Here is a 26,887-nt window from a genome sequence, read left to right as displayed (position 1 = left end):
AATTGTGAAACAATCGACAAGTTTAGTTTAAATAAGTTATTTAGGCGTTATGTAATTAAAGTTACTGGCAGGAATTAAAATGGCATGATAGAGGGAAATAAGTAATGAACTAACAATATACCAAGCATGAAATAATAAATAAACAACATATTATAAATCATTATTAGACTTTACATTGACGTTAATCAATTAAAAAATACAGGTAAATTTCAAAAAATATTGGAACCCTCCTTGAGATTCATTAAAACTGCCCCTCTGATCAGCCCGCCGATTTCAATGATCATGACCGCCATAAGGCGGTCAGATTTTTCGATAAAACTAATAGCGAAGGTTATTCATGCGCTTTGGTTAAGGTAAAAACCTGCATCGAAGCGTCTAAAGTATCGGCCTGTTCAGCGAGCGATAGCGTGGCAGCGGAGGCTTCTTCAACCAATGCTGCATTTTGTTGGGCGACTTCTTCCAGCTGCACAATCGCAATATTGACCTGCTCAATCCCACGGCTTTGTTCGTCAGACGCAAAAGCAATACTGTCGATCAAGCTCTTCACCTGATCGACCTCATTCAGCAGGGTTTTCATATCGTCACCCGACTGTGAGGCCATATCAGAACCCTCTTTGATTTTGCTGACTGAGTCTTCAATTAACTCTTTTATTTCTTTTGCTGATACTGCACTCCGCTGCGCCAGGTTACGCACCTCGGAGGCAACAACGGCAAAACCTTTACCTGCCTCACCCGCTCTTGCCGCCTCAACGGCGGCATTTAGCGCCAGAATATTGGTTTGGAAAGAGATAGAGTCAATCACGCCAATAATATTGGAGATTTTCTCAGAGCTTTCGTTAATCGCTGAGATTTTCGCCGTGATATCGGTAATATTTTCTCCATTTTTGCGCGCCAACACTGCCATATTATCCGCCATCGCCGTGACGAGTCTGGTGTTGTCGGTATTCTGTTTAACCGAAGAAGTCAGTTGCTCCATGCTGGCGGCAGTTTGTTCAATCGAAGCCGCCTGCTCTTCCGTTCTGGATGAGAAATCCTGATTACCGGCGGATATCTGCCGCGTCCCAATAGTAATAACGGCGGATGATTCTCTCACTCCTGAAACAATACCCTTCAGCGATTGCTGCATATCGTCTAACGCGGTTAGCAACCCTCCCATTTCGGTAGCGGGCTGTAACGGAATAACACTCGATAAATCACCTCGGGATATCTTTCCAAATAGCTGGCGAGCTTCATTAATCGGGGAAAAAATAATCTGTTTGGCAAATCTGATGGCCATAAGGATTAAGCCTAACGTCAACAACAATGCCCCGCCAATAATCCACATATTTTGGCGATAAGAAGCGGTTACGCCCTCGATTTCTTTTTCGCCCAGATTTTTTGCAAAAGTTTCGAACTCAGACAAACTATTGCGTAAAGCTTCACTTTTAGGAACAACACTCGGTCCTAGATTGTAATAAGCAGCCACATTACCATCACGCAATGTTTGCATCATTGGTTTGATACCATTGTTAATGTAATCAGCATAAGTCGTATCAATATTCTTACGTAACCGCCGCCCTTCTGCGGTCAATGACACAATTTTACCTAAAGCGACCATGTTTTTTTCAGATGATTTAAGATAATCCTGTGCCTTCAATAAATCGGCCCCGGCGTCTGCCTTCGCTTCCAACAGTAATGCGGCATTTTGCGCGTAAATACGGGTATTTAATAACTCAGAATAGATTAAATATAAAGGCACCAATTGATCGCCTTGAATACGGTCAATTCTAAACGTTGCACCTTTACTATTGGTTAAAGCCTGCATGCTAAAACCACTCACCCCAAGCAGCGCAAGGCTAAACACACAAATAATCAAAGATAAGCCAACACTTATTCTCATTTTTTTAAACATTAAAAACAAACCCCTAGAGTAATAATATGAGGTGCTTATCGGAGGTAGATTGTATTCCTTTAGTTAATTTCCCCGATTTAACGCCATACGCTTCAAATAAGCATAAATGCAGGTAAATATATTAACCAAAGTGGAATTTATAAAATAATATAGCTAGGGGAAAGTAGCATCCACAAACATACTATTAGCGTGAGAGTAGTTTTGTTAGCAACTAAATATGAGAGAATAAATAGAAAACGAGTGTACATTAAGGTAATGAGGTTGTTCATTCAATGGACGGATTCGAGCTATGAGATCCGCATCTCATTGTTCAATGCAACGGCTGATATATGCGGATGAAATGTACTAACAGATAGAACGGGGCAATCTGATACAAACTGCCCCGCGGTAGGAACATAAATCACTGGCTATAACGAAGAATGTTGATTCCCCAATTAGCTATTTACAAGATTGGCTTATTTAGCGGGTTCCTTCAAACCACGATTGATTAACATTGGCTCAATACTTGGAGCTTGGCCGCGCCAATCAATATAAAGTTTTTCCAGATCCTGACTGTTACCCCGAGATAGGATTTTATCACGCAAGCGCTGACCATTTTCCGGCGTTAGCCCACCGCTTTCTAATAAACCAACAAAAGCATCATCGGCCAGCATTTCAGTCCATAAATATGCGTAATAACCTGCGGCATAACCATTACCCCAGATATGTTGGAAATAACTGGAACGGTAACGTGGAGGGACATAACTCAGATCAATTTTATCTCGCTGTAACGATTTTTTCTCAAATTTATCAACATCCTGCTCCAGCTGACTGGCGTTTAGCATATGCCAGTTCATATCCAGCAATGCCGCAGAAAGCAGCTCGGTCATGCTATAACCTTTATTGAATTTTTTGGCTTTCTGAATCTTATCGACTAACTCCTGCGGCATTGGCTCGCCGGTTTTATAATGTTTGGCATAGTTGGCGAACACTTTTGGATCGCTGGCCCAATGTTCGTTTAACTGTGATGGAAACTCGACGAAATCTCGCGCAGTCGCGGTGCCAGACAGGCTTGGGTATTGCTGATCGGCAAAGATGCCATGCAGGGCATGACCAAACTCATGGAACAGCGTAATGACATCGTCATATGACAGCAATGCTGGCTGTCCAGGAGCCGGTTTTGTGAAGTTAGCAACATTATAAATAACCGGTTTGGTACCTAACAATTTCGACTGATCGACAAAATTGCTCATCCAGGCACCGCCACCTTTGTTGTCACGCTTGAAATAATCGGTGTAGAACAACGCCAAAGGCTGACCGTCTTTATCAATAACGTCATAAACCCGAACGTCTGGATGATAAACCGGCAAATCTGTCCTTTCTTTAAAACTAATACCAAACAGTTGATTCGCCGCGTAAAACACGCCGTTATTCAGTACATTGTCCAGTTCAAAGTAGGGGTTTATTTGTGATTCATCCAGATCATATTTTTCTTTTCTCACCTGTTCCGCATAGAATTTCCAATCTTCTGGCCCCAGCTTAAATCCACCGTTCTGACGATCGATAACCGCTTGAATATCTTTTGCTTCCCTCTCGGCACGTGCGGTCGCAGCCGGTACGATATCACGCATGAAAGTCAGTGCCGTATCAGGGGTTTTTGCCATTTGGTTCTGTAATTTCCAAGCAGCATAATTCGGGAAACCAAGGAGTTGAGCCTGTTCAGCCCGTATTTTTGCCAAACGAGATACTATCTGGCGAGTGTCATTGGCATCCCCCTGCTCGGCTCGATTCCACGATGCATCAAACAACGATTTTCGCGTATCTCGGTCGCTAAGATTTTTTAGCACCGGCTGCTGGGTGGTATTTTGCAATACCAATAGCCATTGTTTATCCAGTTGACGGTCGCCGGCAGCCTGCGCCGCTGCGGCTAATTCCCCCTCTGACAGCCCCGCTAAAACAGACTTGTCTTTAACTGCCACCGCACCGTTTTTGGTTGCAGCCAAAAGTTTATTGGTAAATTGAGTGCTCAGACCAGCCGCTTCCTGATTTAAAGCTTTAAGTTTGGTTTTATCCGCATCAGAAAGATTCGCGCCTGCCAGAATGAAGTTAGTGTAAGTCACTTCCACCAAACGTCTCGATTCATCGTCCAGACCGAGTTTATCTCGCTGGTCATATATTGTTTTAATACGATTAAACAGTGTGCTATTCAGCTTGATAGCATCTTCCATAGCCGCCAGTTTTGGCGAGGTTTCTTCATCTATTTTTTGCAGGACATCACTTGAATTGGCCGATGTCATTGCGCCAAATACGTTCATCACTCGGGTTAAAGTTCCCCCTGATTTCTCCAACGCTATAAAGGTATTTTTAAAGGTTGGCAGTGTAGGATTATTTGCAATAGCATTAACCTCTGCCAAACGTTCGGCAATTCCAAATTCAATCGCCGGCGCATAGTCGCTTTCCTTAATAAGATTAAACGGCGGTGCCTGGAAAGGTAGTTTACTCGAGCTAAAGAACGGATTTTGACCGACCCGATTAGCTTCATCTTCCAACTGAGGTTTATTTAACTGCCCCTTTACCGCTATTTCTGCGGATTGGACCTGCCCGGCGAGTGCCATACTCATCGCTAAAACCAACGTAGATAAACGCATCAAACGTAACTCCTCCATGTTTATGTTTAAGACACTGTTGAACCTTTCTAGCTTAGGCGTAAGAGTGAATACTGGCAAAAAACAAACTATTAATCACACTGTTAGTATTGGTAATACCTTACAAGTCGTTAGTCAGTCCAAAGGTTTTCCTTTGCTTATCTCATTTTAGGAATCACTGATACCAATAAAAACGCCCCGCATTATGCGAGGCGTCGAAGTTACTGGCTAAAAGTTTGCTGACAGATTAATGAAAGCCGCTTTCTTCCAATGGCGGAATTTTACTATCTAATAAACAGCTAACCGCTTCAATAACCGATTGAGCTTGAATATCCTCAACCTGTCTCCCTTCTCGCAATAAAATATGCGGCACACCCAATGGATACCAACGTAAATATTTTTCAGGCCGGTTTTCAAATAATGCTACAACCGGAATCTGTAATGCTGCACTTAAATGAATAGGGGCGCTATCTGCCGAAACCACCAAATCTAATTGACTCATGGCGGCTATCATATCGGGTACCGAAGGGGTAGAAAGGCAACGAGCGGGTAAATGAGCCAATTGTTCATCCGTCGGTTTTTCTGCAGGATCGTGGAAAATAAATAGCTCGGTTTTGGACTCAAGGCCAATGATTACATCGTGCCATTTCTGCCAGCTCCAGCGACGATCGACCGACTTATTTGAAATAAATAATCCAATCCTGGGTTTATTTTTATCACCAAACCAATTTCGCCATTGAGCTTGTAACTGCGGCTCAGGATAGACATAAAGCCGTAGCGCATTGATATCAATGGATGCTAGCTCAGGTAACAGCGTAAATCCAGATAATGACTCATGCTTCATTGGCCGGCTAGCTGCGTGGGACGCAACCCGATCGTCAAATTCACTCTCAGCTGTATGCCAACGACAATCGGCAACATTTAACTGTCGGACAAACTGGATACTATTTTTACTCACGCCCCCATTGGGGACAATCGCCAGATTAAAACGCAACCGACGTAAACGCCAGATTAGCGCTAAGCGATCTATTAAAGCGTTTAATTTTCCCAGGCGCTGATTACGCTCACATTGTTTACTGTACACATAGGTATGTACCGCAGCGACATCCGGATTACGATCCAGTACCGGGGCATTATATTTATTGGCCAGCACATGAATTTCAGCTTCTGGCCAATGCTGTTTAAGCGCGCGAATCAATGCTGTGGTGCAGACCATATCCCCGAGGAAATCAATTCGGGTCACTAAAATGCGTAACATTTACACGTATCTCATCAGGGAAGATTATCTGGCACATTATTCATCAAATTATCATTCCCAACAACACCATCGTTTATCTTTTCGCGTATAAACTGATGAATGTAAAGGAAAGCACATCTATCCCGCACAGTTATGCAATAAGTCCCCTTACATAGAAGAATTGCCAAACCAAATCTCCTCATTACAAAAACCTTGTGCCCGAAAACGATCGGATAATCTTGCTCGTGGTGGCAACCATTCCGGCTTGCCATGGTATTAATAAAGATCCGAACCAACAAAATAAAAAAACACGTTAGGTCAATTTCGTTATTATTCATCTATTCGATAATCACTTCATACTTTTGTATCTAAATGGAATTAGTTCATGAAAAATACACATATTTAGTGTGGTTTTGCCTGTTGATAAACCTGTACGTGCTTATATTTCTATTTTTAGAAGAAAAAATTATTGATGTGGAGGCTGATGAGCTCAGCCTTATACCACAAGAAATGACTCAATTAATGCTGATAACCGCTGGACAGTATCCTGCTCGCTACTCATTCAGTTTATCTCACTGCTTTTATTTCCCCAACTTAGAAAATTCGCTTTTGTCTTAAGGCTGTTGGGAGTCGATTTATCTTTACCTCCCAGTTTTATCAGTATTACTGGCTATACCATGATATCCAATAACATTCGATTTGAGTCATTACTGCAATATGCTAGCAGCAGGGAAAATAAACTCACCTGCGTAATAGGTTGCAAAACTTCCGGATTCTGACTTATGGTCGTCGCGCTGATAATAGTGGCACTGGTACAGTGGGTACGGGATACGGGATACGGGATACGGGATACGGGATACGGGATACGGGATACGGGATACGGGATACGGGATTATCTGTCGGGTTGGTATTAGTACTATGTAGATTTTTATCTTTATCAACGTATTTAGATTAAGAAACAGTACACAGCTAGCAAATTTCAATGGAGTGTTAGCCATAAAACCTGCGCCATAGAACCAAACTTATTTGATCCCTAAAAATACGGTCATTTTGACTAAAAGAATCATTGGGCAATAACATTTTTGGTTCAGGTAGGAGACAGGAAAGGGAAGATTACGATGCCAATTAATTTGATACAGTCGTCTAATCTGGAAAAAACCTACGAGCTTGACCTTTGACGGAAAGCTAATCGGTTCCTCACTCAGCGAGATAACTGACTGAGCGCTGAGTGAGTGAATTCATCTGATATCAAACGGCTTATTGCTCAGGCACAACCACATAAATCTGGTTGTTACGCTGCTCCAGCGTGATAAGCATTTCATTACCGTTATCCAGCACGGCGTGAGCGCGATAGAACCCTTCCGTCACTTCCTCATCGATCGTTACCTTCTTACAGGTTGCATTACTATCTAACTGCCATTGAAGAATTTCAGTTAAAACCGAGCAGGCCGATGTTTCTAGCTCGGCTCGTTCGCTGGCCACCACCGTCATTACGCCAATGACTAATGAAAAAACCAATACCAGCAGGCAAAATTTAATCTTACCGAATATAGCAGGGAATTTTGGCCATATCTTTTCGTTAAACCGGCTTAAGCGATAGAAATCAACATTGGCCATCAAAGCCGTCACCACTGATGGAATAAGGTACGCCTGTCGCTCATAACCTAGGAAAATTGCAAAAGCAGAAAAGAGTATTCCGGCAGCCATAATGATTAAGCCCTTCTGCCACATTCCCTTGATAAAGTAATATACCGATCCAAACAGCAGCGCCCAAGCATTAAAATTGATCGTAAAACGATCTCCAAAGGCTAACTGTTTAGCAAGAGTCTGATCGCCACTGTATTTATCGTCGCGAAAGCCAAGCTTATCCATTAGCAAAAATTTACGTTCCCAAGATTTATTGTATCCACGAAATCGGTTATTTTTAATCGAATGGTCTGGTTTCTCATTACTTCCAATGTCTACATTGCTCATATTACATTCATCCTTAAATTTCTAACTCGACAGACGAACTGTCTATTCGGTTTTAACTAAGCGTTCTAAATATCGGCTGTAACCAAGTTTACTTTAGTACTATTTATGTTTTTGCTTTCTGCGCCAACGGATAATTAAATTTTGATAAAAAATTAACTATCTATCCCGAAGTAGCACAGCAATCCCCACATTACTCACCTATTTCCGCTAGAATTAATAAATCCGAATATAAGAATGAAGAGGTGTCATACCATGCTGGGACCCTGGATTAATAGTGCGGCAATAATTTTAGGTGGCTTACTGGGCGTTGCTTTAGCACGACATGTACCATTACGTTTGCGAGAAGGGTTACCAGCAATTTTTGCTCTCTCTTCTATTTGCATCGGCGTTGTCATGATAATAAAGGTGCAATACATGCCAGCGGTTGTTCTGGCATTGATTCTGGGCACAACATTTGGCGAACTGTTTAGTCTGGAACGTGGAGTCAAACAGTGCGCAGAGTTTTTACAACGCATACTTTCCAAAGTGATCAAAACGCGTAGTCCCTTACCCGCAGAGGAGTTTGCGCAAAGTTATACCGCGATGATCGTGCTGTTTTGTGCAAGCGGGCTGGGAATTGTCGGTGCTTTAACCGAGGGATTAAGCGGGAATTACCAATTACTCTTGGTCAAATCGATGATGGATTTCTTTACAGCGATGATTTTTGCCATCTCTTTGGGAATGGCACTGATATTTATCGCAGTCCCACAATTATTGCTTCAGAGCTTACTTTTTGGCCTCGCCGTTTGGATCATGCCCTATATGGATGAAATCGCCTTCGCTGATTTCTCAGCCTGTGGCGGTATTATAATGATCGCCGTTGGATTACGTATTGCCCAGATCAAGATATTTTCCGTAGTTAATTTCTTACCCGCATTACTGTTCGTCGTGCCTTTATCCTATGCATGGCGTGCGCTAATGGTATAGCTTTGGTTAATATGGGGTGAGATATACTCTCATTATCGTCTGGGTGGAATAGCGATAATACCGGCCAATATTTTATTATTGGCGGTGCCGCTCCCTATCGCAGGAGAAATTTTGATACATTGTAGCAACAAATTTCAGTAACAATTTTATTCGCAGCTAGCTTTGTAAAATTCGTTTAGCTCATCGCAGACCAATGTTATTGTATTTGCGATGGACGTGAGATAAACCAATCGTATCTAATATTTCAGATACGTCGTAATGGTACTGCCCGTAAAGCTTTGCCATAACCTCTGAAATAGGGTGATATCAACCTTGGTCTATTTGTCTATGCCAAACTTAACCATATGGGTAACCATCATGCCGTTGGGCAATGAAATAAACATCAGAATTAATGCACGTATGGCGACAAATCAACGGTGAAACAGGTAAACACGCGGTTTTTTGCATCGCCTCGATGGTTCATCGACTGCGGCTCCGCTAATAAAAAATATTATTATATTGACCCGATTGTGCCGATAAGCAAGAAATAGATAAAGCGCTATTCCTGATCGCGACAACCGGCTTTTCTGATGATAAAATTTATTACCCTATATAGAAATTCAACTGTATTAAATAATAGGAAATTAAATGTTAGAAATTTTCGATGTCAGCTATGAAGAGCTGATGAATATGCGGTCTGAGGATCTTTACAGACTGAGAAAAAAAACCTTTAAAGATCGCCTACAGTGGGCTGTAAAATGCAGCAACGACATGGAGTTTGACGAATATGATAACCCAAACACTCGTTATCTACTCGGCATATACGGAAGCCAGCTAATTTGCAGCGTGCGTTTTATTGAGTTGAACCGGCCGAATATGATAACTCATACTTTTAACGCTCTCTTCGACGATATTACCTTACCTGACAATAACTATATCGAATCAAGCCGATTTTTTGTTGATAAAACCCGTGCAAAGTTGCTTTTAGGTAACCGCTATCCTATAAGCTATGTGCTCTTCCTTGCCATGATTAATTATACCCGGCACCACGGTCATACGGGTATTTACACTATAGTTAGCCGCGCCATGCTAACCATACTTAAACGCTCTGGCTGGCAGATAGAGATTATTAAAGAAGCATTCGTCAGCGAAAAAGAACGTATTTATCTACTCAATCTCCCAACGGACTTACACAATCAGGCATTGATGGCATCGCAGATAAATGCATTTTTACAGGGGCCAGACTCAGCGCTACGAGCATGGCCAATTTCGCTGCCCGTTATTTCAGAACTGGCTTAATCAATTCCAGTTCAACTCCCAGCCTGATGGCCTGGCGGGCGTTAATCACCCCTAACTTTTTCACCACATTGCCCATGTGATGTTTAACTGTTCGGGGCGTAATGCCCGCAATCAGCGCAATTTCCTGATAGGTTTTACCCATACTAGCCCAGTGAAGCACCTCATTTTCTCTCGGAGAGAAAATGGCTTTACTCGTGATGTCCGCAGGTTTCCCATTCGTAGTACGCACCGTACTTTGTCCAAGCATCAGCATCTGTTCGTGAATATTAATCAGACACATTTGCAGCCGCTCTGAGTCATTGATTATCTGAGCTTCTAGCTCTTTACCATCACTATGGTCCATAATCAGCGACAACATAGCCAAGTTATTCATGTGATCGTGCAGCACGAAAGTAAATCCATTGACTATGTTATATTTTTTCGACAAAGCGAAAATCTTGGATGATTTCAAGTCGGAGAGGATGGTAATATTTTCATCCCACGAAAACGGTGAGGTGCGTTTAAACGCTGTCAGAACCACGGGATCTATATGCTGGTAGTTTTGGGTTCGGTAGATATCAACCCATTCATTTGGATAACTTGACACCATGAATATATCAATGGGATTCTTTTTATCAATCACCATGTAGGTATATCTGGGCGAATCGTAGCTGGCTAGCTTTCTGTCGATATAATCCCGTAGAGTCTCAATTATCCTTTCATCATTTTTTACACCAAAAAACATTCTCCTTCTCCCAAAGTCTAACTGCATCCCTTTAAATTTCATGTGGTCTTTCTGTCCAAAAGTACAGTATCGGATCACACTTTAGTACAGCTATCGCATCGCGTCTGCATCTGTATAATTTGAAACTTAGTGATTGGGTGATAAAAAAAACCTGACTACACGTAGTACGTAGTCAGGGGGCAATATTAGCCAACACCAGGGAAAAAAATATCTATAACAAAGAAAAATGTTACAGAAGTACATTCGTTTGTGCAAGTTCGGCTTCTGTAGCATTTAATAATACATGTAAATAAATTGTTAATCGCTTCGTCTTAATCGTTGCAATAACGAACCATATTATCAATATCAATTCATTCTAGCCGAAAAAAAACGCATATTCCGCTCGATTTTCATCCTCCATTCATCAATAAGAAATTTTCAGCTAGGGCTAATATAATTTCATCTCAATCCGTATAGCTGCAACTTTTCCGGGTAACCTCACTTCACCCGCATGATTATCAGGTAATCTGGTATTCATAGTTGTAGCAATGCGCAACAACATTTTCCCGCACAATAATCTGATTTCCAGTAAACCGGTGAATTGTATCTGCGTTTGTATTTGATTCTCAGTATGAGATACGCGCGTCATTGGACACTAGCGCCAGAATAGTAAATTAAACTCAGTAATATTATATTAGAGATCGACCATCGCCAGGTTTGCCTGCAAATGATAGTTTTACTGATCAGATAACTAAACTGAACTCATACTTCACTGTCTTTACTTTCCGTCCCCCTCATTGGGAATGATTCAATCCTTTGTGATTCACATATTCGCATTCAATTAAGAAGACATTTTAAATCGCTACCAGCCCTCGAACGCCCTGCTGCGCCATTTCACTGCCTATTCCCTGTTGCACAATCGATCCCCGCGACATAACCAGATAGCTATCCGCCAATTCGGCGGCAAAATCATAAAACTGTTCCACCAGTAAAATAGCCATATTGCCCTCAGATGAAAGCTGTTTAATCACCCCACCAATTTCTTTAATCACCGAAGGCTGAATACCTTCCGTCGGTTCATCCAATATTAGCAACTGCGGTTTGCAGGCCAGCGCTCGACCAATGGCGAGTTGTTGCTGCTGACCTCCGGAAAGATCGCCGCCACGCCGATATTGCATGGATTTCAGCACTGGAAACAGCCGATATATATCTTCGGGTACCTGCTTTGCCTCCCGGGCAGAAAACCGAGATAGCCCCATTAGCAGATTTTCTTCTACCGTTAAACGTGGGAAAATTTCCCTCCCCTGCGGCACATAAGCAATGCCTGCCTGAACTCGTTGGTGAGGTTTGCGCTGAGTGATATTGCGTTGTTGCCAGTTAATACTGCCAGATTTAACCGGCAGCAATCCCATCAGGCATTTCAATAGAGTGCTTTTACCCACGCCGTTGCGCCCCAGCAAGCAAGTCACTTCACCGATTTGTGCCTCAAAAGAGACGCCGCGCAAAATATGACTGCCGCCGTAATACTGATTCAGTTCGTTAACCTGCAACATATTTGCTCCTTAGCGCCCCAGATAAACATCTATAACCTGTTCATTGGCCTGAACTTCTCGCAGGGAACCTTCAGCCAGAACCTGCCCTTGATGTAGCACGGTGACATGATCGGCGATGTTTTCCACAAATCCCATGTCGTGTTCCACCACCATCAACGAGTGCTTCCCAGCCAGGGAGCGAAACAGCTCTGCGGTATATTCGGTTTCTGCATCCGTCATTCCGGCGACCGGTTCATCCAATAGCAATAAATGTGGTTCTTGCACCAACAGCATGCCGATTTCCAGAAACTGCTTTTGACCATGAGATAACAAACCAGCCAGTTGCATGCGCTCCCTGGATAGCCGCAGCGTGATTAACATTTCGTCGATCCTATCCCGCTGTTCGCCACTGAGTTTTGCCTGCAAGCAGGCCCACACCGACTTATCGCTTTTCTGTGCAATTTCCAGATTTTCAAACACCGTCAGCGCCTCAAACACCGTGGGTTTCTGAAATTTGCGGCCGATACCTTTTTGCGCAATATCTATCGGTTCAAGACTCGTCAAATCGGTAGACTGATCGTAAAAAGCACGCCCGCTTTGAGGCTTGGTTTGACCGCTAATCACATCCATAAGCGTGGTTTTCCCCGCGCCGTTCGGGCCAATGACGCAGCGTAACTCCCCCACGCCAATGTTGAGGGACAAATTGGTCAAGGCCTTAAAACCATCAAAACTGACGTTAATATTTTCCAGCTGTAGAATCGGGTCCGTTTGCTCACGATAGCGATCGGCCAAATGCTGGCGGGTAAACAGCGGTTCGTCGGGTTGCATTATTTGTCTCCTTTACGGAATAACCCCATCACGCCGCGCGGTAAAAACAACGTGACGGCGATAAAGATAAAACCGAGGAATAACTGCCAATACTCAGGTACCGCCATGGTGAAATAGCTTTTGGCTCCATTGACCAACCCTGCGCCGATAACCGGGCCAATCAGCGTGCCGCGCCCGCCCAAGGCAACCCAAATCGCCGCTTCAATGGAATGAGTGGGTGACATTTCACTGGGATTAATGATGCCCACCTGTGGCACGTAAAGCGCACCAGCCAGGCCACATAGCACTGCCGAAAGCGTCCACACCAGCAGCTTGAAACCTCGGGGATCGTAACCACAAAATATCAGGCGATTCTCTGCATCACGCACCGCCGTTAATACCCGACCATACTTACTGCGAGCCAGCATAAAACCGATGCCTAAACTGCCGACCAACAGCAATACCGTGGCAATAAACAACCCAATGCGGGTGCCCGTTGCGGTGATTGGCATTCCGAGTAAGGTGGTAAACCCGGTGAACCCGTTATTCCCCCCGAAACCTGTCTCATTGCGAAAAAACAATAACATGCCCGCGTAGGTCAGCGCCTGAGTCATGATAGAGAAATAAACGCCTTTGATTTTCGAGCGAAAGGCAAAGAATCCGAAAACCAATGCCAGTAATCCCGGCACCAAAACAATCAGCGCCATCGCCCAGGCAAAATGCTGAGTTCCCCACCAAAACCACGGCAAGTGATCCCAGGAAAGAAAGGACATAAACGCCGGTAATTCCTCCCCCGCCGCCTGTCGCATCAGATACATTCCCATGGCATACCCCCCCAGAGCGAAGAAAATACCGTGGCCAAGGGACAGTAATCCCGCATAACCCCAAACCAAATCCAGCGCAATTGCCACTATGGCGTAGCAAAGAATTTTGCCCACCAGCATCAGGGTATAAGTAGAAATATTCAGTGGGTGAATATTCGGTAACAGTGCGAGTAACGGCAGTGCCACCATGAGTAAAACCATCAAACTGCCCAGTAATTTGATACTCCGCGGCGCTTTACGGGCAATGGCGGACATGATTGGCTGTCTCATTAGTCGATAACCCTCCCTTTCACGGCAAACAGCCCCTGTGGACGCTTCTGAATAAACAGAATGATCAGCACCAGAATCAGTATTTTCCCGAGCACCGCGCCAATCTGCGGTTCCAGAATTTTATTGAAAAACCCGAGCCCAAATGCGGCTACCGCACTACCCGCCAGTTGCCCCACGCCACCGAGCACCACCACCAGAAACGAGTCAATGATATAGCCCTGCCCCAGCTCCGGCCCGACGTTGCCCAACTGCGAAAGCGCTACGCCGCCCAAACCCGCGATGCCTGAACCTAGCCCAAAAGCGAGCATATCTATTCGTCCGGTGGCAACGCCACAGCAGGCCGCCATCGCACGATTCTGTGTCACCGCTCGCACATTCATGCCCAATCGGGTTTTGTTCAGCAGCAGCCAGGTGAACAGTAAAACCAGCATGACAAAAACCAATACCGCCAGTCGGTTCAGCGGCAGAACCAAGTTCGGCAATACCTGAATCCCGCCGGACAGCCAAGCCGGATTGGCCACTTCGAGGTTCTGAGCGCCGAACAGCATCCGTACAGCCTGAATCAATATCAGGCTGATACCCCAGGTCGCTAACAGGGTTTCCAGTGGACGACCGTATAAATGACGAATAATGGTGCGCTCCAACACCATGCCAATACCGCCGGTAATCACAAAGGCCACGGGTAGCGCCACCAACGGATAATATGCCAGCCAGTGGGGCGCAAATTGTTGAAAAAAACCCTGAACCAGCCAGGCCGAGTAGGCTCCTAGCATGAGCATTTCGCCGTGGGCCATATTAATCACGCCCAACAAACCGTAGGTAATGGCCAGCCCCAACGCAGCCAGCAGTAGAATGGAGCCGAGCGAAAGCCCCATAAAGACCTGTCCGAGAAGATCTCCCAGCCTCAACCGATAGTGTATTTTCGTCAGGCTGTCGGCGGCAGCGGCACGCACTTTCGGATCGCTTTCCCACTGCTTATCAGCCAAAGGTTCCAGCCATGCCTGTGCAGAAGGAACGCTGGAATATCCCAGTAAAGTTACCGCATGGAGTCGTATTGCGGCATCCGGACTGGCGAGTTGCAACCGAGCCAGCGCCGCCTCCAGCGCATCGCGCACACCGCCGTCGCTTTCCAGACGCAAACGCTGTTGCAATAGCGGCAATAATTCAGAATCGGCGTGGTTTTGTAAGGCTAGCGCCGCTTTCAATCTGTCATTGGCGCTGTCACTGATCAGTTGATGAGTTGCCAGCGCGCTCCTCGCCAATACCCGTAGGCGGTTAGTCAGACGGACTTTTTGGGTTTCCCCCACCGGCGTTTTGGCTTCACCAAGTGGAATCAAAGCCGTACCCGTTTCGCTAAAGGGCCGCTGATGCCGATCGACCACCAGTTTTTCCTGTACTAACGCCTTCAGCAACGGAATGCGAACCTTCTGCGGTGCCGCAGCCCAACTTTGCAGTAATTTCGCCTGCTGGGTACGGTTCGCCACCGCAAAATCCTCGCTGTCTCCCGCTTTAGCGCAACAGGGCAGTAGCCAGATGACCAAAAATAGACATCGGAACACGTGAGCAGGTGTCATGGTTATGTTCTCCCTGAAAGGATAACCCTCTCCCACAGTGGGAGGGACGAGTTTGGCGGTGACAAAATCAGTGGGCGCGGGTTTTTACCGGCGTATCTGGTTTTTTATCGTTACCGGGAATGAACGGGCTCCACGGCTGAGCTCGCACGGGTTTATCCGTCTGCCACACCACGTTGAACTGACCGTTACTTTCGATTTCACCGATCATGACCGGTTTATGCAGATGATGGTTACCGGCATCCATGGTGAGCGTAAAGCCCGACGGCGCCTTGAAGGTTTGCCCTGCCATTGCCGCACGGACTTTATCCACATCGGTGCTGCCCGCTTTGTCTACCGCCTGCGCCCACATATGGATACCTACGTATGTCGCCTCCATCGGATCGTTAGTCACTGCGGTGCTCGCATTGGGCAATTTACGCGCCTTGGCATAGGCTTTCCATTGGGACACAAAGGCTTTATTGATCGGATTGTCCACCGACTCAAAGTAGTTCCACACCGCCAAATTCCCCACCAAAGGCCTGGTATCAATTCCTCGCAGTTCCTCTTCGCCAACCGAGAAGGCCACCACCGGCACCTCCGTCGCCTTCAGCCCTTGATTAGCCAGCTCTTTATAAAAAGGCACGTTCGAGTCGCCGTTAATGGTCGAAATAACCGCGGTTTTGCCACCGGCGGAGAATTTTTTGATATCTGAAACTATGGTCTGATAGTCGCTGTAGCCAAACGGGGTATACACCTCGGCAATATCTTTGTCCTGAACGCCTTTAGCATGCAGGAAGGCGCGTAGAATTTTGTTGGTTGTGCGCGGATAAACGTAGTCGGTACCCAATAGGAAGAAACGTTTTGCCGCGCCGCCGTCTTCGCTCATCATGTATTCCACCCCCGGAATAGCCTGTTGGTTAGGCGCTGCGCCGGTATAGAATACGTTTGGCGACATTTCCTCCCCCTCGTATTGCACCGGATAGAACAGCAGTCCGTTCAGTTCTTCAAATACCGGCAGAACTGACTTTCGTGACACCGACGTCCAGGCACCAAAGACTACGGCCACTTTGTCCTGAGCCAGCAACTGGCGGGCTTTTTCCGCGAACAGCGGCCAGTTGGAGGCGGGATCCACCACGACTGGCTCCAGTTTCTTACCCAATACGCCGCCTTTGGCATTGATCTCGTCAATGGTCATTAAAGCCACGTCTTTCAGTGGCATCTCGGAAATGGCCATGGTGCCGGACAAGGAATGCATAATTCCCACTTTGATGGTGTCGACGGCGTGAGCGCTAAAAGCCAGCCCGAGACTGATAACCGATGCGGATAACGCCAACGCTTTAATAAAGATACGATGTTGCATAGCAGTCACCCCTGAAAAGTCTGCTGAGAGCCTTAATTAACCCAATTTCTCCTGCCGCGCCTGATGCAGCATGTGGAGCGTGATTTGACGAACTTCTTTTTGACTGACGGTAATGTGACGGTGTAACAGATTTTGCGCCTCTTGCAGTTGGCGGTTTAAAATAGCGAGCAGAATCTGACCGTGCTCGGCGTAAGTCGCACTGATGCGCGAGCGCTGAGTAAAATCCAGACGTCGCACAATACGAATCTTGTCGGTAATATCCCGATGAACCCGCGCCATCTCAGGGTTTCCCGCCGCATCCAGTAGCGTCATATGGAAAGCCTCATCCTGAGACGCCACATCTTTGCCTTTCGGCATCTGTGGGTCATCGATCCAGAATTCAGTCAAGCGCTGTAACTGCGGCGGGCAAACGGCCGACGATAAGGCGCACAGCCGTTTCACCGCCTCTAGCTCCAGCACAATTCGCAGGTCGTACAGCGCCTCCAGATAATCGAAATCCACCGCTTTGATTTGCCATCCACTGCGCGGTTGAACGTCCACGTAGCCCTCTTGTTCCAACGCATACAGCGCCTGACGTACCGGCGTCCGGCTGGCATTCATTCGCACCGCCACTTCGTTTTCGCTAAAACGATCGCCGGGTAATAGCTGAAAATCGAAGATTTCCTGCTTCAGTAAGCGGTAAACCCGTTCAGCTATTCCTTCCGGCCGTGGCTGATTTCTGGCGTTCGACATCATTTGGAGTCTCCGATTTTGGCAATAACACGCATCTTCAACTGGCAATATCCAGCCACAGCAGCGCATCCCCCGGCTCGACTGCCCGCCCTTGCTGGCAGTGAATTCGCATCACTGTGCCGTCGTAGGGCGAGACGACCATCAGCTCCATCTTCATAGCCTCCACGACAATCAACGGCTCTCCTTGCTTCACCCATTGCCCCGGTTCCACCAGAATTTTCCAAATATTGCCGTTCAGGTCGGCGCTAACCAAATGACCATCCGGGTCTTCGGTTATCTCTGCCTCTGCCAACATGGCGCTTTCGACCGCTGCGCTTTCCTGTGCCTGCCAGTGAGCCACTTCCCCGTTGAATGCCTGCTGCTGACGCTGGCGGAATGCCGCAATGTCGTCGGCGTTTTCCATCAAAAATCGGCTATAAGTGGCAAAATCGAATTCAACCTCTTCAATTTGTATCTGCGCTCGCCCCTCGCGAAAAGCGCGGCGAAACGCGGTGAGTTCCTCTTCCGTTACCGGATAGAAACGCACCTGATCGAAGAATTTCAGCAGCCAGGGTTCATCACCAAATTGCTCATTTTTTAGGAATTTGTTCCAGATAGGCAGCGTACGACCAACCAATTGATAGCCACCGGGAGAATCTATGCCATAGATGCACATATACATCCCGCCGATACCGACGGCGCCTTCCGCCGTCCAGGTTCGCGCGGGGTTATATTTGGAACTGAGTAAACGATGACGAGGATCAAGAGGAACGGCGCAGGGGGCGCCGAGATACACATCTCCCAATCCCAGAATCAGATAGCTGGAGGCGAACAGGATTTGCTTCACTTTCTCACGACTGGATAACCCATTGATACGTTGAATGAAATCAACATTATTCGGCAACCACGGCGCTTCGGCCCGCACGGTTTGTTGATAACGTTCGGTGGCCGCCAGAGTGGCACTATCTTCAAACGCCATAGGCAGATGCACGATACGGGAAGGTACTTTTAGTGAAGTGACGTCTTCCAACGTTTGTTCCAAACCCAGCAACAGCGCCATTAATTGGCTTTGCGTCAAACGCTGACTGTCGTAACGCACCTGGAGCGAACGTACCCCCGGAGACAACTCTTCAATACCCGTTATTTCACTTTGGGTAATTGCCTGCATCAGCAGGTAAATCCTCAGGCGCATCGCCAAATCTAGCAAGTTATCGCCGTATTCAATCAAAATGTAGTTATCGCCCGCCTGACGATAAATCACCGCAGGACATTGATTGTGTGCCGGTAATTCCGCCAGTATCGCTGCACTTCGCGTATGTATTGGTTCAATAATGGGTGATACTTTTCCCGTTGAGACTGGTGCCGACATGGCCTGTAAATCAGCCAACGCCGCGTCCTGCGCGGACGCCAGAGACTGCGCCTGCTCAAACGTCACCCTGCGAAAACGGATTCGGTCGCCCGGTTTAACCTGCCCTACTTTCCACAGTTCGGCTTTAGCAATGGTCACCGGACACACAAACCCCCCCAGACTGGGGCCATCCTGAGTCAAAATCACCGGAAAATCACCGGTGAAATTCACTGAACCAATGGCATATTGGCAGTCATGGACATTGGACGGATGTAGCCCTGCTTCGCCACCGTCAGCTCTTGCCCATTCGGGCTTAGGCCCCACCAGCCGCACCCCTAAACGATTTGAGTTGTAATGCACCAGCCATTCGCTGGCAAAGAAGGTTTCCATCGATGCGGCGGTGAATAAATCTGGCGCACCGTGAGGCCCGTTCAGCACGCCAATCTCCCACAAGTCGCCGTACTGCGGGATCAGGGCTGGCTCCGGTATTTGCGGCAGCGCAATCGGCGCAGGGGTGGTACAGGCTGCCAGATCGGGCCGAGATATCGCCAGTATGTCCGCCACGCGCAGGGTACGGCCGGCGTGACCACCAAACTGCCCCAGAGCAAACGTCGAGCGACTACCAAGATAGACCGGTACATCCAGGCCGTAACGCACCGCGAGATAAGTACGGCAGCCGCGAGTGGCTCGCCCCAGCGTCAGGATTTGCCCTGCTTTCACGATCAGCGGCTGCCAATAGGGAACGACACGACCATCAAGCGCTGCTGGACAGTCGGCTCCGGTCAAGGCGATGGTGGCATCACAATGAAAACGCAGGGTTGGGCCTTGCAGAGTAAATTCCATTCCCGCCGATGATGGATGGTTCCCGACGATACGATTGGCCAGACGAAAAGCGAAATCATCCATCGGGCCAGAAGGCGGTACGCCGATATCCCAATAACCCAACCGCCCCGGACAGTCCTGCACGCTGCTCCAGGTACCCGGTTCCAACACTTCGATACTGTGAGCCTGGTACACCACGCTATCCAGCAGACGCGTCCACATCACGCCAGCCTTAAATTCGGCAAGACCGATAATCTGCCGCAGGTAATCGAGATTGGTCGGAATGCCATGCAAGCGTGTCGTATTTAGTGCAATTACCAGCCGCTCCAGCGCCTGATGGCGATCCTGACCGTGGACAATAATTTTGGCGATCATGGGATCGTAGAACACGCTGACTTCACTTCCGCTGCTAACCCAGCTATCAACGCGCACATTTTCGGGGAAACAGACTTCGGTCAGTACGCCTGGCGCGGGCTGGAAATTTTTCAGCGCGTCTTCGGCATACAAACGTACTTCAATGGATGCGCCGCGCGGTGGCTGAACCATGCGTTCCCAATCCAGCGCGTCGCCCGCCGCGATTTTCAGCATGCATTCAATCAAATCCAGCCCGGTGACGCTTTCTGTCACCGGATGTTCTACCTGTAACCGGGTATTCACTTCCAGAAAATAAAACGCATCGCTGGCCGCATCGTAAATAAACTCCACCGTTCCTACGCTGCGATAATTAACAGATTCCCCCAAGGCAATGGCAGAGGCATACAACGCTTCCCGCGTAGCCTGCGGTAAATTCGGTGCCGGAGTTTCCTCAACAACTTTCTGATTCCGTCGCTGGAGCGAGCAATCCCGCTCTCCCAATGCCACCACCCTGCCTTTTCCATCGCCAAAAATTTGCACTTCCAGATGACGAGCCCGGTCGATAAAACGCTCGATAAACACACCATCGTCGCTGAAAAACTGCTGCCCCATACGCTTAACGCTATCCCACGCCTCTACCAGAACCCCCTCGTTATCGCAGCGCATCAGCCCGATTCCTCCGCCCCCTGCGGTGGTTTTTAGCATCACCGGATATCCGATGTCCTCAGCCGCCCTTTGCGCTTCCCGCAGGGTTGCGAGTAATGAGGTTCCGGGCGTCATCGGCATGGCGACCGCAGCGGCCAAGGCGCGAGCACGATGTTTCAAACCAAAGCTGGCAATGTGTTCCGCAGTGGGGCCGATAAAGACAATGCCAGCGTCTTCGCAGGCCTGAGCAAACTCGGCACGTTCAGACAAAAAGCCATATCCGGGGAAAATCGCTTCAGCGCCACTTTGTCTGGCCGCCGCAAGGATTTTGTCGATATCCAGATAGCTGTCGCTGGCTTTGTCCCCACCCAACGCCACGGCAATATCCGCATCAATAACGTGCTGGGCATTAGCATCAGGATCGGAATACACCGCCACGCTGGTTATTCCCATATTTTTTAGCGTCCGAATCGCGCGAACGGCTATTTCGCCACGGTTGGCAATTAAAACCGAATTAAACATATAGCCTCCTCAGGCTCGGTGATCACGGGCCAACCAGGCTTTCCAGCCGCCCCAGGCAGTGATATCCGTGGCATCGTTCAATGCCGTAGGCTCGCAAATAAATCCCTTCGCCGTGGAACCATCTTCCAGCGTAAGGGTTCCTATCCCCAGAGGCGGCAGAATCTCCGCCACAAATTCGCCAAAATGGGCCAGCGGAATATCCCAAAGCTCCACCGCAATCCGCTGGCCATGACGGGATCGCACCAGCCCCGGCTTGGCAGGCTGAGTATTGGCTAAGGCATAAAGGCGATAATCTGCGGCGGTATGGGTTTCTGCAACAAAAGTGGCCGCACGACGGGTTAATTGTGAATTGAGCGGCTGACCGCGCAGATGCGCCCCCACTACCGCTACGCGAACATGGTGACAGCTGGCCGCTAGCGGCGTAGCCGCGGCCAGCACTTTCCCTATCGCACCAACTTTTTGCGAAAGCGCTGATTGCCAGAGAATGCCAAACTGACTCAGCGCCCGATCTTGCCAGGCTGGGGCGATCAAGGTGATTCCGGCGGGGAGACCATCGGCTCGAAAATATCCCGGCAACGCCAGCGCGCTTAAATCCGCCAGATTAGCGAAATGAGTGTAAGTGCCGAACTGCGCGTTGAAGCGCACCGGCTGTTCGGCTATTTCAGAAAGAGTGCGAATGGTGGGAGACGTCGGCACAACCAGCGCATCAAAGTGACTCAATTGTTGATTGATGCGTAACGCCAGCTCCGCACGAGTATATTCCGCCTGCCAGGCATCGCAGGCACTGTAGTTAAGGCCATTGGCGACAATAGCGCGCACCTGAGGATCCATGGTTTCCGGTTGCGCATGAAAAATCGCCCCAACGGCCAGCGTGCGCTCCGCTACCCAGGCACCTTGATAGAGCTGTTCGGCCAACGCCCGGAACGCAGAGAAATCAATCGCAACGAGCTCGGCCCCCATTTCGGTTAAACGTGTCAACGAACGGTCAAATGCGACTGCCGCCTGAAAGTCGCCAAAAAACTCCAGTCTATCTGGCACGGCAAAACGCGGAATCGGGTTGAAACAAGCGGATGCAGTTTGCGGATGTCTGCGCGAATAGGCGTCCAGCGGATCGTAACCTCCCGCCAGTTCGGCAATGCAATAGGCATCTTCGACGCTTAAAGCAAAAATAGACACACAGTCATTCAGCCGACAGGCCGGGACGACACCACGCGTAGACAGCCAGCCTTTGGTCGGCTTCAACCCGACGATATTGTTGAAACCAGCCGGAATACGCCCAGAGCCAGCAGTATCGGTACCTAACGAAAAACAGACCAAACCGCGAGCTACCACCGAGGCAGAGCCTGAACTGGAACCACCGCTCACATAGTCCGCGTTAAAAGCGTTAGCAACCGTACCAAAGGGGGAACGGGTTCCCACCAATCCTGTCGCGAACTGATCGAGGTTCGTTTTTCCAATCGCTATCGCACCTGCGGCTTTCAGGCGGGTAACTACGGTGGCGTCCTCCTCGGGGAAATAAGTAAAAGCGGGACAAGCAGCGCTGGTGGGCATACCTGCAACGTCGATATTATCTTTTATCGCAAAGGGAACGCCAAATAAGGGGAAATCACTGGCCTTTTTTCCACCGGAATTGATTTCCTTTAACAGCCGATTGACCTGCGAACCAATTTCCTGCTCATTAGCCAAGTAAATCCATGCATTATCATCGCTATGCCATTCTTTACTCATGTGCTGAAGCGCCGCGTTCAGCCGTTCAGGCTGTTTATGATAAAAACTGACCCATTCCGCTACAGTTAATATAGGCATTGATTGGTATCCCATCTGGTATACAAGATGAAATAGTTTTAGCAATTACAATGCCAATTATAATTTAGCTTAAAAATCAGTAATTTAAATACAAAAAAAAGATTAACCCTGTACCTCGTCGCACTTTATTTGTGCACAAAACCCATTTAATAAGCTGTTTTTCCTTTAATCAGTGCAATCAGGTTAAAAATGATTAAGCCTGCCATCAAAGCAGGATTAAAAACACAGAGGAGAATAGATTAAAAACAGAAAAACCGGCATGGAGGGAGAAAATTAAGATAATCGATCATGGGAAAGCCATTCCTATTTTCAATGATGAAAAATAGCAGCGGAGATCGCTCACTTTCACAGCCAGTTGACGGATTATGATCGGAGCCGATAGTTTTAATATCGCGTGATAAACCTGCTCGCCCGTTTTTACTTTCAGCTGAGAAGCAATATCCGCATTGGCTTTTATCACCATAAACTAGAGCACTTTATTGGTACAACTTTTACTCGCCTGCTGAGCATTCTCAAAAAATTTTTTAGCGTATTAACATTGGGCTGAAGATTTTTTTCTTATATAAATACCGGAACCATGATGTTTTTCAAGCAGCCCTTTTTCCACTAAAACCATCATTATCTTACGCAAGGCATTACGTGAAATATTCCACGCCAAAGCTCATTTTGTTCTGAAGAGAAAACATCACCAACTTTATACTCCAAAAGGTTAATTCGATCCCTAAGGCATTTAACAACACCCGCAAAAAACACTTTCGCACCGCTTTAACGTCTCACCCATACTATTTTTCTCTATATAACAAATAAACTTCGTCATCAAAAACAGGCTGTGCAGGTTGTTTTTTGCGAGAGAGATAAGTGAACACAGTAGCGCATAAAATAAAGTGTTCGGATTTACGATTTTAATCATACCCACGTAGTTTAGCCTCCATTCTTGTAATACTAAAAATGACAGCCAAAAGGTATAAAAATAATGGAGAAAAAAAACTAAAGTTTTTCCAAATCATTTTTTATGGGTCTCTGCGTCTGCTGCCAATCAGGTAGAAGAAGCCTGGAATCTCGATGTGAAAGGAGCTTCAGTTTGGGATAAATTTGTACGAATTCTCGGAAAAACATTTGAAAATACCACTGGCGATATCGCCGTCGATCATTATCACCGTGATAAAGAAGATGTCGCTCTGATGTCAGAACAGAGTTTAACGGCCTACCGTTTCTCGATTGCGTGGAGCCGTTAAACGGCTGAAGTGGTATTTAAAGCTGGAGCGGTCAGCGGGAATCGAACCCGCATCATCAGCTTGGAAGGCTGAGGTAATAGCCATTATACGATGACCGCATGAATATTCGGAGCACTGTTTAAACAGCCGTTGGTAATAATCCATAAATAGGCCGTAAATCAATCTGAGTAAGCAAACTGGACATCTCAGGGGTACCCGTCATCGACTTAAACCCAGTTTGCTTATTTATTTGGTCCGCCATCGAGGTCTCGAACCCCGAACCTACAACTGAAATGGTCGTACGCTCTTCCATAATGAGCTAATGGCGGTTAGCGACAGGCAGTATATGTGGCAAAACATATACGTACAATAAACAAGGGTTACTTTAAGACTTATCGTAGGCTCTCAAAGTCATGAACCCCTCTGTAAATAGTATTCACAGCTAAAAACTTGCGAACGGTTGCCAAAACACCGTAGATCAGAAAAAAACCTATAATTTATAGTTAGATAAGATAAAATTCATCGTGAAATTTTGAGCCAATCTCATCTCAATAAATTTATTCAAACACTATCCCTTGTTTTTCCTCTGCCACTTCTCCTGTTACCCGATCGATTTTCTGCTCGGAATACGTTCGATATCGCTCTTTAAGCTCCCACTTCAGCGCTTTTCTATTCTTTTGATTATCCAGCGCTTCATCTAGCGACGATCGATCGCTCTTTGCCAAAGAAGAAGCGGGTTCCGGAGGAACATAGTGCCAATCATGGCTGATATTCGTACCAGCGTTCAGAGAGAAAATAAAACTGAAATACAACACCATTAAAACAGAGAAATTTTTAAAACTCATATAAATCATCCTTGAACTACGCTGCGAGTTAACCAAGTAAGAAGATACACAAATCGACAACAATTCCCAACAGCTTGAATATCCATGCTCCCGATACTCACCGCATTATTTTATCTACTCCCACACCACCTTATCAATCATCACAGTTTTAGCTTAGACAAGCGCTTCCGTCATCGTCATAGGTCTCCCTTGTCGTGGTCAAGCAAAACTGGCCACGGCTTTAGCGTTTTTCCAGAACAGTCTTTCTTGATTATCTCCGCCGTTGTTGATGTAGATAATACATCGCCTGAATTATTGACATCCGCATCCTGATCCAATGCACTGAATGAAAACAGCATCAAAATAGTAGCAATAATGACTTTTTTCATAATTTCTAGGTAACTCGGTTGTAGAGAGTGCAAAAACAGGATAGCGATATAAGAAATCAATCAAGTCTTATTCTAAAATACCCCCCTCATCAAATTAGCCTGCCCAATAAAGATATATATTCCATTCTATAAATGCTGAGTATAACAAATAAAATAATCATTAATTATCATGATGATTAATCTGCAACTCAATTGATTAACCGAACCAAATTGAATTCTAGCATGGCAATCAGAAATATATTTATAATGAACCATAAAACTCGATGTCAATAGAGTTTTATGGGCGGAAATAAAAATAATTAGGTTTTTTATTCCTGTTTTTTTACTCATACCCTGTAAATTAATCAGTATGTTATTTCACTTCAATATATAAAATTACATAGTTACCTAAATTATAGTAAATAAATGTAACTATATTAAAACCATGTTGTTTACTCAGGTTATTACTGTTACTTCTGACAGGAGGAAAAACTAACTGAAGAAAGGAATAAATATGAAAAAATCACTTGGCTTATTCGGCTCACTGCTGCTGATTTCTGGTTCCGCTTTGGCTACAACGGCTCCCAATTGCACTAAGGTTGAATCGGTACAAATTGAACGGTTATTTGATAAATGGAATGACTCTTTGCAGACCGGAGATGCTAAGAAAGTGGCAGGTAATTACTTAAGCGATGCGGTATTACTGCCCACGGTTTCGAATAAGGTACGCCTGACAGACGCAGAACGTATCGATTATTTTGAGCATTTCCTGGAGAAAAAACCCGTTGGCAAAATTGATAGCCGAACCATACGTATTGGCTGCAATAAAGCCGTTGATACTGGCACCTATACCTTTACCTTTTCCGATAAATCAACGGTTTCAGCACGTTATACCTTTACTTATGCCTGGGACGGCAATGAGTGGAAAATATCAACACATCACTCTTCGGCCATGCCAGAGGCCTAACCATTAAATATATGTCTATTTTGTCTTATCTAATCAGTTAACATTGTGCTGCCGTATTTTCGGCAGCCAACTAATAAAATTTCGCCATAGTGAGTAATCCTGCTATTTCCCATTCATTTTTTATTTCTTATATTGGAATCATTCTAATTTCAATCTTCACAATGAAAAGACCGAACGATAGGGTTAAATACTCCGCAAAGCTCTGACTTCTCGTCGTATTAATTCACGAAAATTCAAACTTTCGACTTTATCAAGCTATGCAGGTATTTTTACTATTGAATATCGGC

At 46.4% G+C, this 26,887-nt stretch carries 18 protein-coding genes, 2 tRNA genes and 1 pseudogene; 4 read left to right on the top strand and 17 right to left on the bottom strand.

Annotated elements, in window-relative coordinates:
* Positions 1-331 precede the first annotated feature (331 nt).
* From ACQ4OC_RS02120 to ACQ4OC_RS02105, 4 genes are all read right to left on the bottom strand, one after another.
* Positions 332-1,879: a methyl-accepting chemotaxis protein gene (locus tag ACQ4OC_RS02120; RefSeq protein ID WP_162975186.1), complete on the bottom strand. Its 1,548-nt coding sequence runs from the start codon at positions 1,877-1,879 to the stop codon at positions 332-334.
* A gap of 467 nt (positions 1,880-2,346) precedes the next feature.
* On the bottom strand, positions 2,347-4,518 hold the full coding sequence (gene dcp, locus ACQ4OC_RS02115) for a peptidyl-dipeptidase Dcp (RefSeq protein WP_430970892.1): 2,172 nt from the start codon (positions 4,516-4,518) through the stop codon (positions 2,347-2,349).
* A gap of 244 nt (positions 4,519-4,762) precedes the next feature.
* On the bottom strand, positions 4,763-5,773 hold the full coding sequence (locus tag ACQ4OC_RS02110) for a glycosyltransferase family 9 protein (protein WP_064513269.1): 1,011 nt from the start codon (positions 5,771-5,773) through the stop codon (positions 4,763-4,765).
* A gap of 1,236 nt (positions 5,774-7,009) precedes the next feature.
* Complete coding sequence (locus tag ACQ4OC_RS02105) at positions 7,010-7,726, bottom strand: DUF2628 domain-containing protein (RefSeq protein WP_064513265.1); 717 nt, start codon at positions 7,724-7,726, stop codon at positions 7,010-7,012.
* Positions 7,727-7,978: 252 nt separating this feature from the next.
* On the opposite strand from ACQ4OC_RS02105, the gene ACQ4OC_RS02100 reads away from it, so the two are divergent.
* Entirely contained in the window at positions 7,979-8,692 is a 714-nt protein-coding gene (locus tag ACQ4OC_RS02100; protein ID WP_064513263.1) for a DUF554 domain-containing protein, read from the top strand.
* A 627-nt stretch (positions 8,693-9,319) separates the two neighbouring features.
* On the top strand, positions 9,320-9,970 hold the full coding sequence (locus ACQ4OC_RS02095; protein ID WP_064513261.1) for an acyl-homoserine-lactone synthase: 651 nt from the start codon (positions 9,320-9,322) through the stop codon (positions 9,968-9,970).
* Here ACQ4OC_RS02095 and ACQ4OC_RS02090 read toward each other — a convergent pair.
* The 9 genes from ACQ4OC_RS02090 to atzF form a co-directional block, all read right to left on the bottom strand.
* A complete protein-coding gene (locus tag ACQ4OC_RS02090; protein ID WP_064518240.1) occupies positions 9,951-10,694 on the bottom strand; it encodes a LuxR family transcriptional regulator in 744 nt (247 codons plus the stop codon). The two genes, ACQ4OC_RS02095 and ACQ4OC_RS02090, sit on opposite strands and share 20 nt — an antisense overlap.
* Positions 10,695-11,527: 833 nt before the next feature.
* Complete coding sequence (urtE, locus tag ACQ4OC_RS02085; protein WP_064513257.1) at positions 11,528-12,226, bottom strand: urea ABC transporter ATP-binding subunit UrtE; 699 nt, start codon at positions 12,224-12,226, stop codon at positions 11,528-11,530.
* 9 nt (positions 12,227-12,235) lie between these two features.
* Positions 12,236-13,033: an urea ABC transporter ATP-binding protein UrtD gene (gene urtD, locus ACQ4OC_RS02080; RefSeq protein ID WP_064513256.1), complete on the bottom strand. Its 798-nt coding sequence runs from the start codon at positions 13,031-13,033 to the stop codon at positions 12,236-12,238.
* A complete protein-coding gene (urtC, locus tag ACQ4OC_RS02075) occupies positions 13,033-14,106 on the bottom strand; it encodes an urea ABC transporter permease subunit UrtC (RefSeq protein WP_120806216.1) in 1,074 nt (357 codons plus the stop codon). The genes urtD and urtC overlap by 1 nt, the downstream gene beginning before the upstream one ends.
* A complete protein-coding gene (urtB, locus tag ACQ4OC_RS02070; RefSeq protein WP_430970891.1) occupies positions 14,106-15,680 on the bottom strand; it encodes an urea ABC transporter permease subunit UrtB in 1,575 nt (524 codons plus the stop codon). The genes urtC and urtB overlap by 1 nt, the downstream gene beginning before the upstream one ends.
* A 67-nt stretch (positions 15,681-15,747) precedes the next feature.
* Entirely contained in the window at positions 15,748-17,019 is a 1,272-nt protein-coding gene (urtA, locus tag ACQ4OC_RS02065) for an urea ABC transporter substrate-binding protein (protein ID WP_430970890.1), read from the bottom strand.
* A 36-nt stretch (positions 17,020-17,055) separates the two neighbouring features.
* On the bottom strand, positions 17,056-17,754 hold the full coding sequence (locus ACQ4OC_RS02060) for a GntR family transcriptional regulator (protein ID WP_430970889.1): 699 nt from the start codon (positions 17,752-17,754) through the stop codon (positions 17,056-17,058).
* 34 nt (positions 17,755-17,788) lie between these two features.
* Positions 17,789-21,421, bottom strand: coding sequence for an urea carboxylase (gene uca, locus ACQ4OC_RS02055; protein ID WP_064513245.1), 3,633 nt, complete (start codon positions 21,419-21,421; stop codon positions 17,789-17,791).
* 9 nt (positions 21,422-21,430) lie between these two features.
* Complete coding sequence (gene atzF, locus ACQ4OC_RS02050; protein ID WP_145933949.1) at positions 21,431-23,227, bottom strand: allophanate hydrolase; 1,797 nt, start codon at positions 23,225-23,227, stop codon at positions 21,431-21,433.
* Between the two features lie 995 nt (positions 23,228-24,222).
* Between atzF and ACQ4OC_RS02045 the strand changes: the two are divergent.
* Positions 24,223-24,459, top strand: a pseudogene (locus ACQ4OC_RS02045) (family 1 glycosylhydrolase); the annotation flags it as partial.
* A gap of 26 nt (positions 24,460-24,485) precedes the next feature.
* Here ACQ4OC_RS02045 and ACQ4OC_RS02040 read toward each other — a convergent pair.
* The 4 genes from ACQ4OC_RS02040 to ACQ4OC_RS02025 form a co-directional block, all read right to left on the bottom strand.
* Positions 24,486-24,560: transfer RNA gene (locus tag ACQ4OC_RS02040), tRNA-Gly, on the bottom strand.
* A gap of 132 nt (positions 24,561-24,692) precedes the next feature.
* Positions 24,693-24,770 (bottom strand) — tRNA-OTHER (locus ACQ4OC_RS02035).
* A gap of 228 nt (positions 24,771-24,998) precedes the next feature.
* Complete coding sequence (locus ACQ4OC_RS02030) at positions 24,999-25,286, bottom strand: hypothetical protein (RefSeq protein WP_064513242.1); 288 nt, start codon at positions 25,284-25,286, stop codon at positions 24,999-25,001.
* Between the two features lie 176 nt (positions 25,287-25,462).
* Positions 25,463-25,654: a hypothetical protein gene (locus tag ACQ4OC_RS02025; protein ID WP_064513239.1), complete on the bottom strand. Its 192-nt coding sequence runs from the start codon at positions 25,652-25,654 to the stop codon at positions 25,463-25,465.
* A gap of 493 nt (positions 25,655-26,147) precedes the next feature.
* Here ACQ4OC_RS02025 and ACQ4OC_RS02020 point away from each other — a divergent pair, with 493 nt between their 5' ends.
* Positions 26,148-26,600, top strand: a complete 453-nt coding sequence (locus tag ACQ4OC_RS02020) for an SgcJ/EcaC family oxidoreductase (protein ID WP_064513237.1) — start codon at positions 26,148-26,150, stop codon at positions 26,598-26,600.
* Positions 26,601-26,887: the final 287 nt, after the last annotated feature.

It is taken from the genome of Yersinia sp. J1, assembly GCF_050586585.1.
Classification (GTDB): domain Bacteria; phylum Pseudomonadota; class Gammaproteobacteria; order Enterobacterales; family Enterobacteriaceae; genus Yersinia; species Yersinia entomophaga.
This window is presented reverse-complemented; position numbering and strand designations above follow the sequence as displayed.